This window comes from Variovorax sp. IB41, assembly GCF_016405905.1.
In the GTDB taxonomy this organism is placed as follows: domain Bacteria; phylum Pseudomonadota; class Gammaproteobacteria; order Burkholderiales; family Burkholderiaceae_C; genus Variovorax.
In genome coordinates, this window is sequence record NZ_JAEFCB010000001.1 from 1 (window position 1) to 14,333 (window position 14,333).

General features: G+C 66.1%; 14 protein-coding genes. All 14 read left to right on the forward strand.

The window, feature by feature from the left end:
- A partial coding sequence (locus JC881_RS00005) for an ABC transporter substrate-binding protein (RefSeq protein WP_198783674.1) occupies positions 1-302 on the forward strand: 302 nt, incomplete at its 5' end.
- Positions 303-378: 76 nt separating this feature from the next.
- On the forward strand, positions 379-1,332 hold the full coding sequence (locus JC881_RS00010) for a branched-chain amino acid ABC transporter permease (RefSeq protein ID WP_198783675.1): 954 nt from the start codon (positions 379-381) through the stop codon (positions 1,330-1,332).
- 4 nt (positions 1,333-1,336) lie between these two features.
- Positions 1,337-2,641 carry a branched-chain amino acid ABC transporter permease gene (locus tag JC881_RS00015; protein ID WP_198783676.1) on the forward strand — a complete coding sequence of 435 codons (1,305 nt, stop codon included), beginning with the start codon at positions 1,337-1,339 and terminating at the stop codon, positions 2,639-2,641.
- Positions 2,642-3,427: an ABC transporter ATP-binding protein gene (locus JC881_RS00020; RefSeq protein ID WP_198783677.1), complete on the forward strand. Its 786-nt coding sequence runs from the start codon at positions 2,642-2,644 to the stop codon at positions 3,425-3,427.
- 1 nt (position 3,428) lies between these two features.
- Positions 3,429-4,124: an ABC transporter ATP-binding protein gene (locus tag JC881_RS00025; protein ID WP_198783678.1), complete on the forward strand. Its 696-nt coding sequence runs from the start codon at positions 3,429-3,431 to the stop codon at positions 4,122-4,124.
- 306 nt (positions 4,125-4,430) lie between these two features.
- Positions 4,431-6,536, forward strand: coding sequence for a 3-hydroxyacyl-CoA dehydrogenase NAD-binding domain-containing protein (locus JC881_RS00030; protein WP_198783679.1), 2,106 nt, complete (start codon positions 4,431-4,433; stop codon positions 6,534-6,536).
- A gap of 20 nt (positions 6,537-6,556) precedes the next feature.
- Complete coding sequence (locus JC881_RS00035) at positions 6,557-8,032, forward strand: M20 family peptidase (protein ID WP_198783680.1); 1,476 nt, start codon at positions 6,557-6,559, stop codon at positions 8,030-8,032.
- Between the two features lie 43 nt (positions 8,033-8,075).
- Entirely contained in the window at positions 8,076-9,251 is a 1,176-nt protein-coding gene (locus tag JC881_RS00040) for an acetyl-CoA C-acyltransferase (protein ID WP_198783681.1), read from the forward strand.
- 169 nt (positions 9,252-9,420) lie between these two features.
- The gene (locus tag JC881_RS00045; protein ID WP_198783682.1) at positions 9,421-11,277 is read left to right on the forward strand and encodes an acyl-CoA dehydrogenase; all 1,857 of its coding nucleotides are present in this window, start codon (positions 9,421-9,423) and stop codon (positions 11,275-11,277) included.
- Between the two features lie 2 nt (positions 11,278-11,279).
- Positions 11,280-11,516 carry a hypothetical protein gene (locus JC881_RS00050; protein ID WP_198783683.1) on the forward strand — a complete coding sequence of 79 codons (237 nt, stop codon included), beginning with the start codon at positions 11,280-11,282 and terminating at the stop codon, positions 11,514-11,516.
- 25 nt (positions 11,517-11,541) lie between these two features.
- Positions 11,542-11,844, forward strand: coding sequence for a Dabb family protein (locus JC881_RS00055; protein ID WP_198783684.1), 303 nt, complete (start codon positions 11,542-11,544; stop codon positions 11,842-11,844).
- Positions 11,845-11,884: 40 nt separating this feature from the next.
- Positions 11,885-12,694, forward strand: a complete 810-nt coding sequence (locus JC881_RS00060) for an SDR family oxidoreductase (RefSeq protein ID WP_198783685.1) — start codon at positions 11,885-11,887, stop codon at positions 12,692-12,694.
- 111 nt (positions 12,695-12,805) lie between these two features.
- Positions 12,806-13,279 carry a PaaI family thioesterase gene (locus tag JC881_RS00065; RefSeq protein ID WP_198783686.1) on the forward strand — a complete coding sequence of 158 codons (474 nt, stop codon included), beginning with the start codon at positions 12,806-12,808 and terminating at the stop codon, positions 13,277-13,279.
- Between the two features lie 22 nt (positions 13,280-13,301).
- Positions 13,302-14,318, forward strand: coding sequence for an NADP-dependent oxidoreductase (locus JC881_RS00070; protein ID WP_198783687.1), 1,017 nt, complete (start codon positions 13,302-13,304; stop codon positions 14,316-14,318).
- Positions 14,319-14,333: the final 15 nt, after the last annotated feature.

Below are 14,333 nucleotides of genomic sequence, written 5' to 3' on the forward strand. Positions count from 1 at the left end.
ACACGGTGTACGCGATGCTGAGCGAAGCGTTCGTGCGCACCAAGTCGACCGAGCCGGTGAAGGTCGCGGCCGCGATGGAAGGCATGAAGTTCAAGAGCTTCAACGGCGACGTGGAAATGCGCAAGGCCGACCACCAGCTGCAGCAGGGCCTGTGGATCACGCGCTGGCAGAAGGCCGACGCCAAGAACCCGTACAGCCCCGAGAACACCGGCTACACGCTGGCCCCGGTGAAGTACTACGAGCCCTACGTCTCGAGCACCCCGACGACGTGCCAGATGAAGCGACCCGGCGCCGCTTCCTGATCGAAGCCGCCACCTGACCGGTCGAGGCCCGACTTCAACACTCGGGCCTCTTTCTTTTCACGCATCCGAAAGACCGATGAACGTCGAATTCTTCGTCATCTCGCTGCTCAACGGCGTGAGCTACGGCTTGCTGTTGTTCATGCTGAGCTCTGGCCTTACGCTGATCTTCAGCATGATGGGCGTGCTCAATTTCGCGCACGCGAGCTTCTACATGCTCGGCGCCTACATCGCCTACACGCTGTCGGGCATCGTGGGCTTCTGGCCGGCGCTGTTCCTTGCACCGCTGCTGGTGGGCATGCTGGGCGCGGGCTTCGAGCGCTACAGCCTGCGCCGGGTCCACAAGTTCGGCCACGTGCCCGAGCTGCTGGTGACCTTCGGTCTTTCCTACCTCATCCTGGAACTCGTGCAACTGGCCTGGGGCCGCTCGACCGTGCCCTACGGCCTGCCGACGCAGCTGCAGGGCCCGCTCTTCACGCTCTACGGCACGCAGTTCCCGAAGTCGCGCTCGTTCATCATGCTGGTGGCGGTGCTGATGCTGATCTCGGTGTGGCTGCTGCTCACGCGCACGCGCATCGGCCTGGTGATCCAGGCGGCATTGAAGCACCCCGACATGGTCGAGGCGCTGGGCCACAACGTGCCGCGCGTGTTCATGCTGGTGTTCGGCGGCGGCGCCGCGCTCGCGGGTCTCGCGGGCGTGATCGGCGGCAACACCTACGTCACCGAACCCGCGATGGCCGGCTCGGTCGGCACCATCATCTTCGTGGTGGTGGTGGTGGGCGGCATGGGCTCGCTGGCCGGGGCGTTTCTCGCGTCGCTGCTGATCGGCATCATCCAGACCTTCGCGGTGGCCATGGACCAGTCGCTGGCCACGGCGCTGCGCGCCATCGGCATGACCGTGACCGACCAGACCTTCGGCTACGAGCTGCTCAGGCTCACGATCTCGCAGGTCGCGCCGATCCTGCCGTACCTGTTCCTGGTGCTGATCCTCATCTTCCGGCCCAAGGGTCTTCTTGGAACCCGGGAGGACTGACCCCATGACCACTGCAACCACACAGTACTACCGCTTCAAGCCCTGGAACATCGGGCGCTACCTGATCTGGACGCTGTTCGCCATCGTGCTGATCGTCTCGCCGCTGCTGTTCAAGAGCAGCCTGGCGCTCACGATGCTCTCGCAGATGGGTTACCTCATCATCATCTGCCTGAGCTACAACATCCTGCTGGGGCAGGGCGGCATGCTGAGCTTCGGCCATGCGGTGTACGTGGGCCTGGGCTCATTCCTGGCGATCCATGCGATGAACATGGGCGCCAAGGGCGGCATGCAGATTCCGCTGGTGCTCATCCCCCTGGTGGGCGGCCTGGCGGGCATGTTCTTCGCGATCCTGCTGGGCTTCGTGACCACCAAGAAGTCGGGCACCACCTTCGCGATGATCACCATGGGCATCGGCGAACTGGTGGCCTCGATGGCGCTGATGTTCCCCAGCTTCTTCGGCGGCGAGGGCGGCATCACCACCGACCGCGTGTACGGCCCGACTTTCTTCGGCTTCAACTTCGGCTCGCAGATCCAGGTGTACTACCTGATCGCCGCGTACTGCTTCGTCTGCACGGCGCTCATGTATGCCTTCACCGGCACGCCGCTGGGCCGCATGCTGAACGCGGTGCGCGACAACCCGGAGCGCGTCGAATTCATCGGCTACAACACGCAGCGCGTGCGCTACTTCGCGTTCATCATCGCGGGCTTCTTCGCCGGCATCGGCGGCGGTCTCGCCTCGATCAACTTCGAGATCGTGAACGCGGCCGACAGCCTGAACGCCATCCGCTCGGGCGGCTACCTCCTGTTCACGTTCCTGGGCGGCGCGGTGTTCTTCTTCGGGCCGATCATCGGCGCGGTGCTGCTGGTGTTCGCATCGATCCTGCTGTCCGAGCTCTCCAAGGCCTGGCAGCTGTACTTCGGCCTCGTGTTCGTGTTCATGGTGATGTTCGCCCCCGGCGGCATCGCCAGCCTGATCATGATGAACCTGCGCGTGGCCAAGTTCGGCAAGTTCGATCGCTTCTGGTGGCTGTACCTCGCGCTCGCCGTGGCGCTGGTTCCGGTCGTGGTCGGCGCGGCTGCGCTCATCGAGATGATCTATCACATCCAGCTCAACGCGGCGATGGGCCCGACGCTGAACTTCTTCGGCGTGGCGCTCGACACGACCGGCCTGGGCAGCTGGCTCGGCGCGGCGGTGATCCTGGTCATCGGCCTCGGTGCGCTGGAGGTGGCGCGACGCCGCTTCGTGCGCGTCTGGGGCCATGCGCAAGAAGAAATAGAAGCAGAAATCAAACGTCGGGAGGCGGCGTAAATGAGCGCGGTACACGGACAACATGCACTGGAACTGAAGGCGCTGCGGAAGAACTTCGGCAAGACCGAAATCATCCGCGGCGTGGACCTGGCGGTGAACGCCGGCGAACGCGTGGCCATCATCGGCCCGAACGGAGCGGGCAAGTCGACGCTCTTCAACCTCATCAGCGGACGCCTCACGCCCACCAGCGGCGAGGTGCTGCTCAACGGCGAGCGCATCGACGGTAAGAAGCCCTACGAGATCAACCGGCTGGGGCTCTCGCGCAGCTTCCAGATCACCAACATCTTCCCGAAGCTGAGCGTGTTCGAGAACCTGCGCTGCGGTGTCCTCTGGAGCCTGGGCTACAAGTACACGTTCCTGCGCTTTCTCTCGAACCTGGACGATGCCAATGCGCGCACCGAGGAGCTCATCAAGCAGATCGGCCTGGAGCGCAAGCGCGACGTGCATGCGGTGAACCTCACCTATGCCGAGCAGCGCGCGCTGGAGATCGGCGTGACGATCGCGGGCGGCGCCGGCGTGATCCTGCTGGACGAGCCCACGGCCGGCATGAGCAAGACCGAGACCTCGCACTTCATCTCGCTCATCAAGCACGTGACGGTGGGCAAGACGCTGCTCACGGTGGAGCACGACATGGGCGTGGTCTTCGGCCTGGCCGACAAGATCGCGGTGGTGGTGTATGGCGAAGTGATCGCCTTCGACACGCCTGCTGCCGTTCGCGCGAACGCGCGGGTTCAAGAGGCGTATCTCGGGTCCTCGGTGGCCGACGCGCAAGGGGCGGGACACTGACATGCTGAAGCTTCACGACATCCACGCCTACTACGGCAAGAGCCATGTGCTGCATGGCGTTTCGTTCGACGTCGGCCCCGGCGAAATCGTCGCGCTGCTGGGCCGCAACGGCTCGGGCCGCTCGACCACCGCCAAGGCCATCATGGGCCTGGTGCATGCCGAGGGCACGCTGCGCTGGAAGGACCAGGACATCCTGCGCAGAAAGGCCTACGAGATCGCCCACCTGGGCATCGGCTACGTGCCCGAGAACCGCGACATCTTTCCCAAGCTCACGGTGCACCAGAACCTGCTGCTCGGGCAGAAGGGCACGGGCAAGGGCAGCCGCTGGCAGTTCGACGACATGTACAACATGTTCCCGCGCCTGAAGGAGCGCCAGCACACCGAAGCGGGCGTGCTCTCGGGCGGCGAGCAACAGATGCTCACGCTGTGCCGCACGCTCATGGGCGACCCCGACCTCATCATCATCGACGAGCCGACCGAAGGCCTTGCGCCCAAGATCGTCGAGCTGGTGGGGCAGTACCTGCGCACGCTCAAGGACAAGGGCATCTCGGTGCTCCTGATCGAGCAGAAGCTCACCATCGCGATGCAGATCTCGGACCGCGCGCTCGTGATGGGCCACGGCAGCATCGTGTTCGACGGCACGCCGGACAGCCTGCGCGCCGACGCCACCACCCGCAAGGAGTGGCTGGAGGTCTGAGCACATACGACAACCCGAACCCGTTCGCCCTGAGCTTGTCGAAGGGCCGCCAGGGCGCGCGCAGGCTTCGACAAGCTCAGCCCGAACGGTTTTGGGCGCTCAGCCCGAACGGTTTTGGGCGCTCTGTACAGGACGGTTTCGGCCGCTCTGTCGCGAATGGTTTCGAGCGCTCGTTTCAGAACCATCTGGGGTCTTGTCCCGACAGCGACTGCGTGCCATTGTTGAGCCACGTTAAACGCCTAGAATCCCTCGAAAAAGAACACTCGTGCTTTTTCTTCTTTTTCTTCACACACCAAGGAACGCAGCATGACGGCTGAATACAAAGTGCTCGGCGATGTCGCCGTGATCACACTGACCAACCCTCCGGTCAACGGTCTCGGTTTCTCGACCCGCATCGGCATCACCGATGGCCTGGCCAAGGCCAATGCCGACGACGCCGTCAAGGCCATCGTCATCACCGGCGCCGGCAAGGCGTTCTCCGGCGGTGCGGACATCAAGGAATTCGGCACGCCCAAGGCGCTGCAGGAGCCCAACCTGCTGAGCGTGATCCTCACGCTCGAAGCTTCCCCCAAGCCCATCGTCGCAGCCATCCACTCCGTGTGCATGGGCGGCGGCCTCGAGCTCGCGCTCGGCTGCCACTACCGCGTGGCTGCACCGGGCACCAGCATCGCGCTGCCCGAAGTCAAGCTGGGCCTCATTCCCGGCGCGGGCGGCACGCAGCGCCTGCCGCGCGTGATCGGCGTGGAAACCGCCCTCAACATGATCGTGAGCGGCGAGCCGGTGAAGAGCGAACTGCTCGCGAGCCTGCCGGGCCAGAAGCTGTTCGACAAGCTGGCCGCATCGGCCGAGTCGGTGTTCGACGAAGCCGTGGCCTTCGCCAAGAGCGTGGCCGGCAAGACCGGTGAAGCACTCCCGCTCGTGCGCAACCTGCCGTGCAAGCACCCGCAGGGCGATGCCTACTTCCAGTTCACCAAGAACATGGTGGGTGGCATGTCCAAGAACTACCCGGCGCCGCTCATGTGCATCGACGCCGTGCAGGCCGCCACGAAGATGAAGTTCGACCAGGGCATGGCCGAGGAGCGCCGCATCTTCACCGCACTGATGTTCACGCCCGAATCGCTGGCGCTGCGCCACCTCTTCATGGCCGAGCGCGCCGCGAGCAAGATTCCCGACGTGCCCGAAGACACGCCCAAGCGCGAGATCAAGTCGGTCGGCGTGATCGGCGCCGGCACCATGGGCGGCGGCATCTCGATGAATTTCCTGAACGCGGGCATCCCCGTCAAGATTCTCGAGATGAAGCAGGAGGCGCTCGATCGCGGCGTCGCCACCATCAAGAAGAACTACGAAGCCCAAGTCAAGAAGGGCAAGCTCAAAGAGGACAAGTACGCGCAACGCATGGCGCTCTTGAGCACCACGCTCAGCTACGACGACCTGAAGGACGCGGACCTCATCATCGAGGCGGTGTTCGAGGAAATCGGCGTCAAGGAAAAGGTCTTCAAGGAACTCGACCGCGTGGCCAAGAAGGGTGCCATCCTGGCCTCCAACACCTCGACGCTGGACGTCGACAAGATCGCCTCGTTCACCGAGCGTCCGCAGGACGTGGTCGGCATGCACTTCTTCAGCCCGGCCAACGTGATGAAGCTGCTCGAAGTGGTGCGCGGCAAGGCCACCGCCAAGGACGTGCTCGCCACGGTCATGGCCATCGGCAAGAAGATCAAGAAGACCTCGGTGGTCTCGGGCGTGTGCGACGGCTTCATCGGCAACCGCATGATCGAGCAGTACTCGCGCCAGGCCGGCTTCCTGCTGGACGAAGGCGCGCTGCCGCAGCAGGTGGACAAGGCCATCGAGAAGTTCGGCTTCGCCATGGGCCCGTTCCGCATGGGCGACCTGGCCGGCAACGACATCGGCTGGGCCATTCGCAAGCGCCGCGCCACCGAGCGCGCCGACATGAAGTACAGCCGCACGGCCGACAAGCTCTGCGAGCTGGGCCGCTTCGGCCAGAAGACCGGGGCAGGGTGGTACGACTACCAGGCCGGCAAGCGCGATGCGATTCCCTCGGAGCTGGTCAACAAGATGATCGAGGACCACCGCAAGGAACTGGGCATCACGCCGCGCAAGATCTCCGACGAAGAGATCGTGCAACGCCTGGTGTATGCGCTCGTGAACGAAGGCGCGCACATCCTGGAAGACGGCATCGCCTCGAAGTCCGGCGACATCGACATGGTGTACCTCACGGGCTACGGCTTCCCGATCTGGCGCGGCGGCCCGATGCACTACGCATCGCAGGTGGGCCTGTACAACGTGGCCGAATCGATGAAGCGCTTTGCCAAGAACCCGCGCGACGACGCCGAGTTCTGGCAGCCCGCGCCGCTGATCCAGAAGCTGGTGGCCGAAGGCAAGTCCTTCAGCTGACCCGGGAGCCCTGACCGCCCATGTTGAAACGCATCTTCCTCGGGCTGCTGCTGGTGCTCCTGGCACTGGTGGCCGCCGTGGCGGTCAAGACCTGGACCACGCCATCGCAGCAACTGGCGGTGGCGCCCGCACCCAAGCTGGACATCGACCTGCAGGCAGCCGCCAAGCGGCTCTCCACGGCGATCACGTTCCGCACGGTGTCGGGCCTGGACGATCCGGCCGCCAACGCGGCCGAGTTCGACAAGCTGCACGCGTACCTCGCGCAGCAATACCCGAAGGTCCACGCCACCCTCAAGAAGGAAGTGGTGGGCAACAAGGCGCTGCTCTACACATGGGCCGGCACCGACCCGTCGGCCAAGCCGGTCGCACTGATGGCGCACCAGGACATGGTGCCCATTGCCCCCGGCACCGAGAAGGCCTGGACGGTCGACCCCTTCGCGGGCGAGATCAAGGACGGCTTCGTCTGGGGCCGCGGCACGCTCGACAACAAGAGCAATCTTTTCGCGCAGATGGAAGCCATCGAGCTGCTCATCGGCGCCGGCTTCAAGCCCAGGCAGACCGTCTACCTCGTGATGGGCGACGACGAAGAGGTGAGCGGGCTGCGCGGCGCGCTGCCCATCGCCGAACTGCTCAAGTCGCGCAACGTGCGCCTGGATTGGGTGCTCGACGAAGGCCTGCTGGTTCTGGACGGCGTGCTGCCCGGGCTCTCGAAGCCCGCGGCGTTGATCGGCCTGGCCGAGAAGGGCTACGGCACCTTCTTCCTCTCGCTCGACACGGCCCCCGGCCATTCGTCGATGCCGCCGCAGCACAGCGCCATCGGCAGCATGAGCGCCGCGCTCGCCAGGCTCGAAGCCAACCCGATGCCCGGTGGCATCAAGGGCGTGGCCGGCCAGATGTTCGGCGCGCTCGCGCCCGAGATGAGCGGCGTCAACCGCGTGATGCTCTCCAACCTGTGGCTCACCGAGCCGCTGGTGCGCGGCCAGCTCGAGAAGAGCCCGAGCAGCAACGCCATGCTGCGCACGACGACGGCACTGACCATCGTGCGCGCCGGCAACAAGGACAACGTGCTGCCCGGCCGCGCCGAGGCCGCCGTGAACTTCCGCATCCTGCCGGGCGACACCATCGACAGCGTCGAGGCGCACCTGCGCAAGGCCTTGGCCAACGACGACATCAAGATCAAGCGCTACCCCGGCAACTCCGAGCCGTCGCCCGTGTCGCCGACCGACAGCACCGGCTACCGCGCGATCCAGCAGGCCGTGCGCCAGACCTTTCCCGATGCCGTCGTGGCCCCGGGCCTCATGACCGCGGCGACCGACTCGCGCCACTTCAGCCTCGTGAGCGACGCCGTCTTCCGCTTCTCGCCGTTTCGCGTGAAGGGCGAGGACCTCGCGCGCTTTCACGGCAACAACGAACGCCTGGCCATCTCCAACTACGGCGAGATGATCGGCTTCTATCACCAGCTCCTGGGCAACAGCAACGCTGCTCCGGCGCAATGACGACCACTCCTTCTTTTCCCTTCCATCTTCAAAGGACCTCACCATGACCAGCGCCGTCATTGTTTCCACCGCCCGCACGCCGCTCGCGAAGAGCTGGAAGGGTGCCTTCAACATGACGCACGGTGCCACGCTCGGCGGTCACGCGGTGCAGCACGCGATCTCGCGCGCCGGCATCGAAGCGGCCGAGGTCGATGACGTCATCATGGGTTGCGCCACGCCCGAAGGCGCCACCGGCTCGAACATCGCGCGCCAGATCGCGCTGCGCGCCGGCTGCCCGGTCACCACCTCGGGCATGACGATCAACCGCTTCTGCTCCTCGGGCCTGCAGACCATCGCCACCGCCGCGCAACGCATCATCGCGGGCGAAGGCGACGTGTACGTGGCCGGCGGCGTGGAGAGCATCTCGTGCGTGCAGAACGAAGCCAACAAGCACATGCTGGCCGACCCCTGGCTCGTGAAGCACAAGCCCGAGATCTACTGGAACATGCTGCAGACGGCCGAGCAGGTCGCCAAGCGCTACAACATCGGCCGCGACGCGATGGACGAATACGGCGCAGCCAGCCAGCAGAAGGCCACCGCCGCGCTGGAAGCCGGCCGCTTCAAGGACGAGATCGCCCCCATCACCGTGCTGGCCGGCGTGGCCGACCCGGTGCTGGGCCTGCGCACCAAGGAAGTCACCGTCGAGAACGACGAAGGCATTCGCCCCGGCACCACCAAGGAAGGCATCAGCGGCATCCGTTCGGCCATGCCCGGCGGCCTGATCTCGGCCGGCAATGCCAGCCAGTTCTCCGACGGCGGCGGCGCCTGCGTGGTGGTCGACGAGAAGTACGCACAGCAAAAGGGCCTGAAGCCCCTGGGCCGTTTCCTCGGTTTTGCCGTGGCCGGCTGCGAGCCCGACGAAATGGGCATCGGCCCGGTCTTCGCGATTCCGAAGGTGCTCAAGCGCCTGGGCCTCACGGTCAACGACATCGACCTGTGGGAGCTGAACGAAGCCTTCGCGGTGCAGGTGATCTACTGCCGCGACAAGCTGGGCATTCCGGGCGACCGCCTGAACGTGGACGGCGGCGCCATCGCCGTGGGCCACCCCTACGGCGTGAGCGGCCAGCGCCTGACCGGCCACGCGCTCATCGAAGGCAAGCGCCGCGGCGCCAAGAAGGTGCTGGTCACGATGTGCATCGGCGGCGGCATGGGTGCCGCGGGCGTGTTCGAGGTTCTCTGACTCTCCCCCAGTCTGCGGCGCACTGCGTGTCGCCTTCGCCAACCCCCTTCAGGGGGCGACACCAGCGGCCCGGCTGAGCCGGTTCCGCGGTGTTTCTCGAACGGGCCTGGCTTCGCCGGCCGATGAGCGCTGCCGGTGGAAGTCGGTGGCCTCCACATCAAGACCGATCATGAGCCTGCGTCCCACCCTCGATTTCCTGCTCTACGACTGGCTCGATGCCGAGTCGCTCAACAAGGCCGAGCGCTTCGCCGACCATTCGCGCGAGACCTTCGACGCGGTGCTCGACACCTGCGAGCGCATCGCGCGCGAGAAGTACGCGCCGTTCAACCGCACGGTCGACACGCAGGAGCCGCATTTCGATGGCGAGAAGGTCATCCTGCCCAAGGCCACGCACGATGCGCACAAGGCCTTCGTCGAATCGGGAATGATGAGCGCCGCGCAGGACTACGACATCGGCGGCATGCAGCTGCCCTACACGCTCTCGGCCGCGGCCAACAGCTTCTTCGCGATGGCCTCGGTGAGCATCGGCTCCAACATGCTCACCAGCGGCAACGCCAACCTGCTGATGGTGCACGGCACCGAGATGCAGAAAGAGGTGTTCGCCAAGAACGAGTTCGCGGGCCGCTGGGCGGGCACCATGTGCCTGTCGGAGCCGCAGGCCGGCTCGTCGCTGAGCGATGTCGCCACGCGCGCGGTGCCCGATGGCGCGGACTACCAAAACGATCCGCTGGGTCCGCGCTACCGGCTCACCGGCAACAAGATGTGGATCTCGTCCGGCGACCACGAGCTGACCGAGAACATCGTGCACATCGTGCTCGCCAAGATCCCCGACGAGAACGGCAAGCTGGTGCCGGGCACGCGCGGCATTTCGCTGTTCATCGTGGCCAAGCGCATGGTCGACACCAAGGGCGAGCTGACCGGCGAGCGCAACGACGTGGCGCTCGCGGGCCTGAACCACAAGTTGGGCTGGCGCGGCACGACCAACACGCTCCTGAACTTCGGCGAGGGCAAGTACCCGGTCGATGGCAAGGCGGGCGCGGTGGGCTACCTCGTCGGCGCGCCCGGCAAGGGCCTGCACTGCATGTTCCACATGATGAACGAGGCGCGCATCGGCGTCGGCACCGCCGCGACCATGCTCGGCATGGCGGGCTACTACGCCTCGCTGGAGTACGCGAAGGGCCGGCCGCAGGGCCGCCTCGTGAAGAAGCCCGAGGCGGGCGCAGGCGGCCAGGTCGCGAAGGACTCGGCCAGCCCGCAGGTGCGCATCATCGAACACGCCGACGTGCGCCGCATGCTGCTCGCGCAGAAGGCGTACTGCGAAGGCGCGCTGGCGCTGGAGTTGTATTGCGCCCGGCTGGTCGATACGCAGAAGACCGGCGACGCGCAAGCCGCCGACGATGCGCGCCTGCTGCTCGAAGTGCTCACGCCCATCGCCAAGAGCTGGCCGAGCGAGTGGTGCCTGGAAGCCAACTCGCTCGCGATCCAGGTGCACGGCGGCTACGGGTACACGCGCGACTTTCCGGTGGAGCAGTACTGGCGCGACAACCGCCTGAACATGATCCACGAGGGCACCCACGGCATCCAGGCGGCCGATCTTTTGGGCCGCAAGGTGCTGATGGAAAAGGGCCGCGGCCTGCAGCTCCTGGCCAGCCGCATCACCGAGACCATCGGGCGCACGGCCAAGGTGCCCGCGCTCGCGGCGCATGCCAAGGCGCTGGGCGCGGCGCTGCAGCGCATCGGCAGCGCCACCGAGGCCGCCTGGTCCACCGGCGACCCGGCCGATGCGCTCGCCAACGCCGTGCCGTACATGCAGGCCTTCGGCCACACGGTGCTGGCCTGGCTCTGGCTGGACGTGGCGCGGCGCGCGCTCGAAATCGACGCAGACAAGGCGAGGGCGGTAACAGCTGGCAAGATCGGCGCCGCGGACTACTTCTTCCACTACGAGCTGCCGAAAATCGGCGCCTGGCTCAATGTGGTCGAGAGCCGCGACCCGACCTGTACCGCTTTGCCCGAGGACGCTTTCTGACAATGGCCAACGCCACCCCCAACGAACCTACCCCCGTCAAACCACCGAAGCCGCACGCCCGGCTCGAGAAGTGGATCTGGATCCTGATCTACGGCGGCCTGTTCCTGGTGATCCTGGGGATCGCCACGGGCCGCACCGACGCGGCGCTCGGCTGGTCGATGGCCGCACCCGGCGGCGTGGTCGCGCTGGTGGGCGTCGTGCTCATCTACGTGCGATCGCGCCTGAACGACAAGAAATAAGCCGAGAGAAGAAGAAGGCAAGACCATGCTCAAGCACATCGTGATGTGGAAGTTCAAGGAACACGCCGAGGGCGCCGACAAGGCGACCAATCTGCTCAAGGCCAAGGCGCTGCTCGATGCCTGCGCGAAGCTCTCGCCCGGCACGCACCGCTTCGAGGTGGCCATCGCCCAGCCCGGGCTGGAGGCCACCTACGACCTGGTGCTGTATTCGGAATTCACCGATGCCGCCGCGCTCGCGGCCTATGTGGACCATCCGCAGCACGTGGCGCTCAAGCCCTTCATCGGCGCCGTGCGCGAAGCGCGCCAGTGCATGGACTACGAAATCTGACCGCCCCGACCGACCTTCCAGAGAACACCGGAGACAACCCATGACCGCCCGCACGACCGCCCGCACCACCCAGCAACTCTTCGACCTCACCGGCAAGACCGCCCTCATCACCGGCGGCTCGCGCGGCCTGGGCCTGCAGATGGCCCACGCGCTCGGCGAGGCCGGCGCGAAGATCATGCTGAGCTCGCGCAAGGCCGACGACCTGGAGCAGGCCGCGGCCGAGCTGCAGGCCGCCGGCATCGACGCGCGCTGGATCGCCGCCGATTGCTCGAAAGAGGAAGACACCCGCCGCCTGGCCGACGAGACGCTGCAGCGCATGGGCGCGGTCGACATCCTCATCAACAACGCGGGCGCCAGCTGGGGCGCGCCGGCCGAGAGCCACCCGGTCGAGGCGTGGGACAAGGTGATGAACCTCAACGTGCGGGGCTACTTCATCCTGTCGCAGCAGATCGCCAACGGCTACATGATCCCGAAGAAGACGGGGCGCATCATCAACATCGCCTCGGTCGCCGGCCTGAACGGCAACCCGCCCGAGATGCAGACGCTGGCCTACAACACCTCCAAGACGGCGGTGATCGGCTTCACGCGCACGCTCGCGGCCGAATGGGGCAAGTACGGCATCACGGTGAACGCGATCTGCCCCGGCTTCTTCATGACGAAGATGGCGGCGGGCCTGATCAACTCGCTGGGCGAAGAGAAGATGGCCGCCAAGGCGCCGCTCGGCCGCCTGGGCGACGACGAAGACCTGAAGGGCCTGACGCTGCTGTACGCGAGCGATGCCGGCAAGCACATCACCGGCCAGTGGCTGGCGGTGGACGGCGGCGTGAGCGTGGTCCTGGGCGCGGCGTAGAGTTCTCCCCCAGGCTTCGCGCACTTCGTGTCGCGCGCGCCTTCCCCCTCGCCGGGGGCGACACCGGCGGCCCGGCGAAACCGGTTCCGCGGTGTCTCACGAATGGATTCAATGACCACTGACGCTTCTTCTCCTTCTTCCGACATCAACATCCGCTCGTACACGAGCCAGATTCCATTCGCGCGCCACCTGGGCTTCGAGCTCACGAAGTTCGAGGGCGGTGAGTCCGAAATCCTCTACACGGCCAAGCCCGAGCACCTGAACACCTTCGACGTGACGCACGGCGGCGCCTGCATGACGCTGCTGGACATCACCATGGCGGCGGCCGCGCGCAGCGTGGCGCCCGAGACCGGTGTGGTCACCATCGAGATGAAGACCAGCTTCATGCAGCCCTCGGTCGGACCGCTGCACGCGCGCGGCACGCTCATTCACCGCACCGCGACGCTGGCCTTCACCGAAGCCAAGATCTACGACGAGCAGGAGCGCGTGTGCGCCCATGCGACCGGCACCTTCAAGTACGTGAAGCGGCGCCTGCCGACGGGCCCCGCGAGCGCGAACGAAATGCGGCCGCCTTCGACCGACTGACCAACCTTTTCCGGAGACCCACATGCCCACGAACAAGCAGATCCACCTGGACAACCGCCCCGAGGGCGAAGCCGTTGCGAGCAACTTCAAGCTGGTGACCGCCGAGACGCCCGCGCTCGCCGACAACCAGGTGCTGGTGCGCCATCACTACATGAGCCTCGATCCGTACATGCGCGGGCGCATGAACGACGCCAAGAGCTACGCGCAGGCGCAGCCCGTGGGCCAGGTGTTCCAGGGCGGCACGGTCGGCGAAGTGGTCGAGAGCAAGCACCCGAAATACGCGGTCGGCGACAAGGTCGTCGGCTTCGGCGGCTGGCAGGAATACAGCGTGGTCGACGGCTCGCAGCCCGGCGCGCTGAAGAAGGTGGACACCACGCACGTGCCGCTGTCGCATTACCTCGGCGCGGTCGGTATGCCGGGCGTCACGGCCTGGTACGGCCTCGTGAAGATCATTGCGCCCAAGGCCGGTGAAACGGTCGTGATCACGGCCGCCAGCGGCGCGGTCGGCAGCGCCTTCGGGGCGCTCGCCAAGGCGCGCGGCTGCCGCGTGGTGGGCATCGCGGGCGGTCCGGACAAGTGCAAGTACGTGACCGACGAACTGGGCTTCGACGCCTGCATCGACTACCGCCAGCACCCCGACGTGAAGACCATGAGCGCGGCGCTCAAGGAAGCCTGCCCGAAGGGCATCGACGGCTACTTCGAGAACGTCGGCGGCTACATCTTCGATGCGGTGCTGCTGCGCACCAACGCCTTCGCGCGCGTGGCGCTGTGCGGGATGATCGCGGGCTACGACGGCGCGCCGCTGCCGCTCGCGAACCCGGCGCTGATCCTCATCAACCGCCTGAAGATCGAGGGCTTCATCGTCAGCGAGCACATGGAGGTGTGGCCCGAAGCGCTCGCCGAGCTCGGCACGCTCGTGGGCACGGGCAAGCTCAAGCCGCGCGAATCGGTCGCGCAGGGCATCGAATCCGCCCCCGAAGCCTTCCTGGGTTTGCTCAAGGGCAAGAATTTCGGCAAGCAGTTGGTCAAACTCATCTGAACCACCCGGATGAGC

What these genes read in the sequence shown, in the direction of transcription:
- JC881_RS00010 (WP_198783675.1), top strand. Translation starts at nt 379, where the DNA reads ATGAACGTCGAATTCTTCGTCATCTCGCTGCTCAACGGCGTGAGCTAC.
- JC881_RS00015 (WP_198783676.1), top strand. Translation starts at nt 1,337, where the DNA reads ATGACCACTGCAACCACACAGTACTACCGCTTCAAGCCCTGGAACATC.
- JC881_RS00020 (WP_198783677.1), top strand. Translation starts at nt 2,642, where the DNA reads ATGAGCGCGGTACACGGACAACATGCACTGGAACTGAAGGCGCTGCGG.
- JC881_RS00025 (WP_198783678.1), top strand. Translation starts at nt 3,429, where the DNA reads ATGCTGAAGCTTCACGACATCCACGCCTACTACGGCAAGAGCCATGTG.
- JC881_RS00030 (WP_198783679.1), top strand. Translation starts at nt 4,431, where the DNA reads ATGACGGCTGAATACAAAGTGCTCGGCGATGTCGCCGTGATCACACTG.
- JC881_RS00035 (WP_198783680.1), top strand. Translation starts at nt 6,557, where the DNA reads ATGTTGAAACGCATCTTCCTCGGGCTGCTGCTGGTGCTCCTGGCACTG.
- JC881_RS00040 (WP_198783681.1), top strand. Translation starts at nt 8,076, where the DNA reads ATGACCAGCGCCGTCATTGTTTCCACCGCCCGCACGCCGCTCGCGAAG.
- JC881_RS00045 (WP_198783682.1), top strand. Translation starts at nt 9,421, where the DNA reads ATGAGCCTGCGTCCCACCCTCGATTTCCTGCTCTACGACTGGCTCGAT.
- JC881_RS00050 (WP_198783683.1), top strand. Translation starts at nt 11,280, where the DNA reads ATGGCCAACGCCACCCCCAACGAACCTACCCCCGTCAAACCACCGAAG.
- JC881_RS00055 (WP_198783684.1), top strand. Translation starts at nt 11,542, where the DNA reads ATGCTCAAGCACATCGTGATGTGGAAGTTCAAGGAACACGCCGAGGGC.
- JC881_RS00060 (WP_198783685.1), top strand. Translation starts at nt 11,885, where the DNA reads ATGACCGCCCGCACGACCGCCCGCACCACCCAGCAACTCTTCGACCTC.
- JC881_RS00065 (WP_198783686.1), top strand. Translation starts at nt 12,806, where the DNA reads ATGACCACTGACGCTTCTTCTCCTTCTTCCGACATCAACATCCGCTCG.
- JC881_RS00070 (WP_198783687.1), top strand. Translation starts at nt 13,302, where the DNA reads ATGCCCACGAACAAGCAGATCCACCTGGACAACCGCCCCGAGGGCGAA.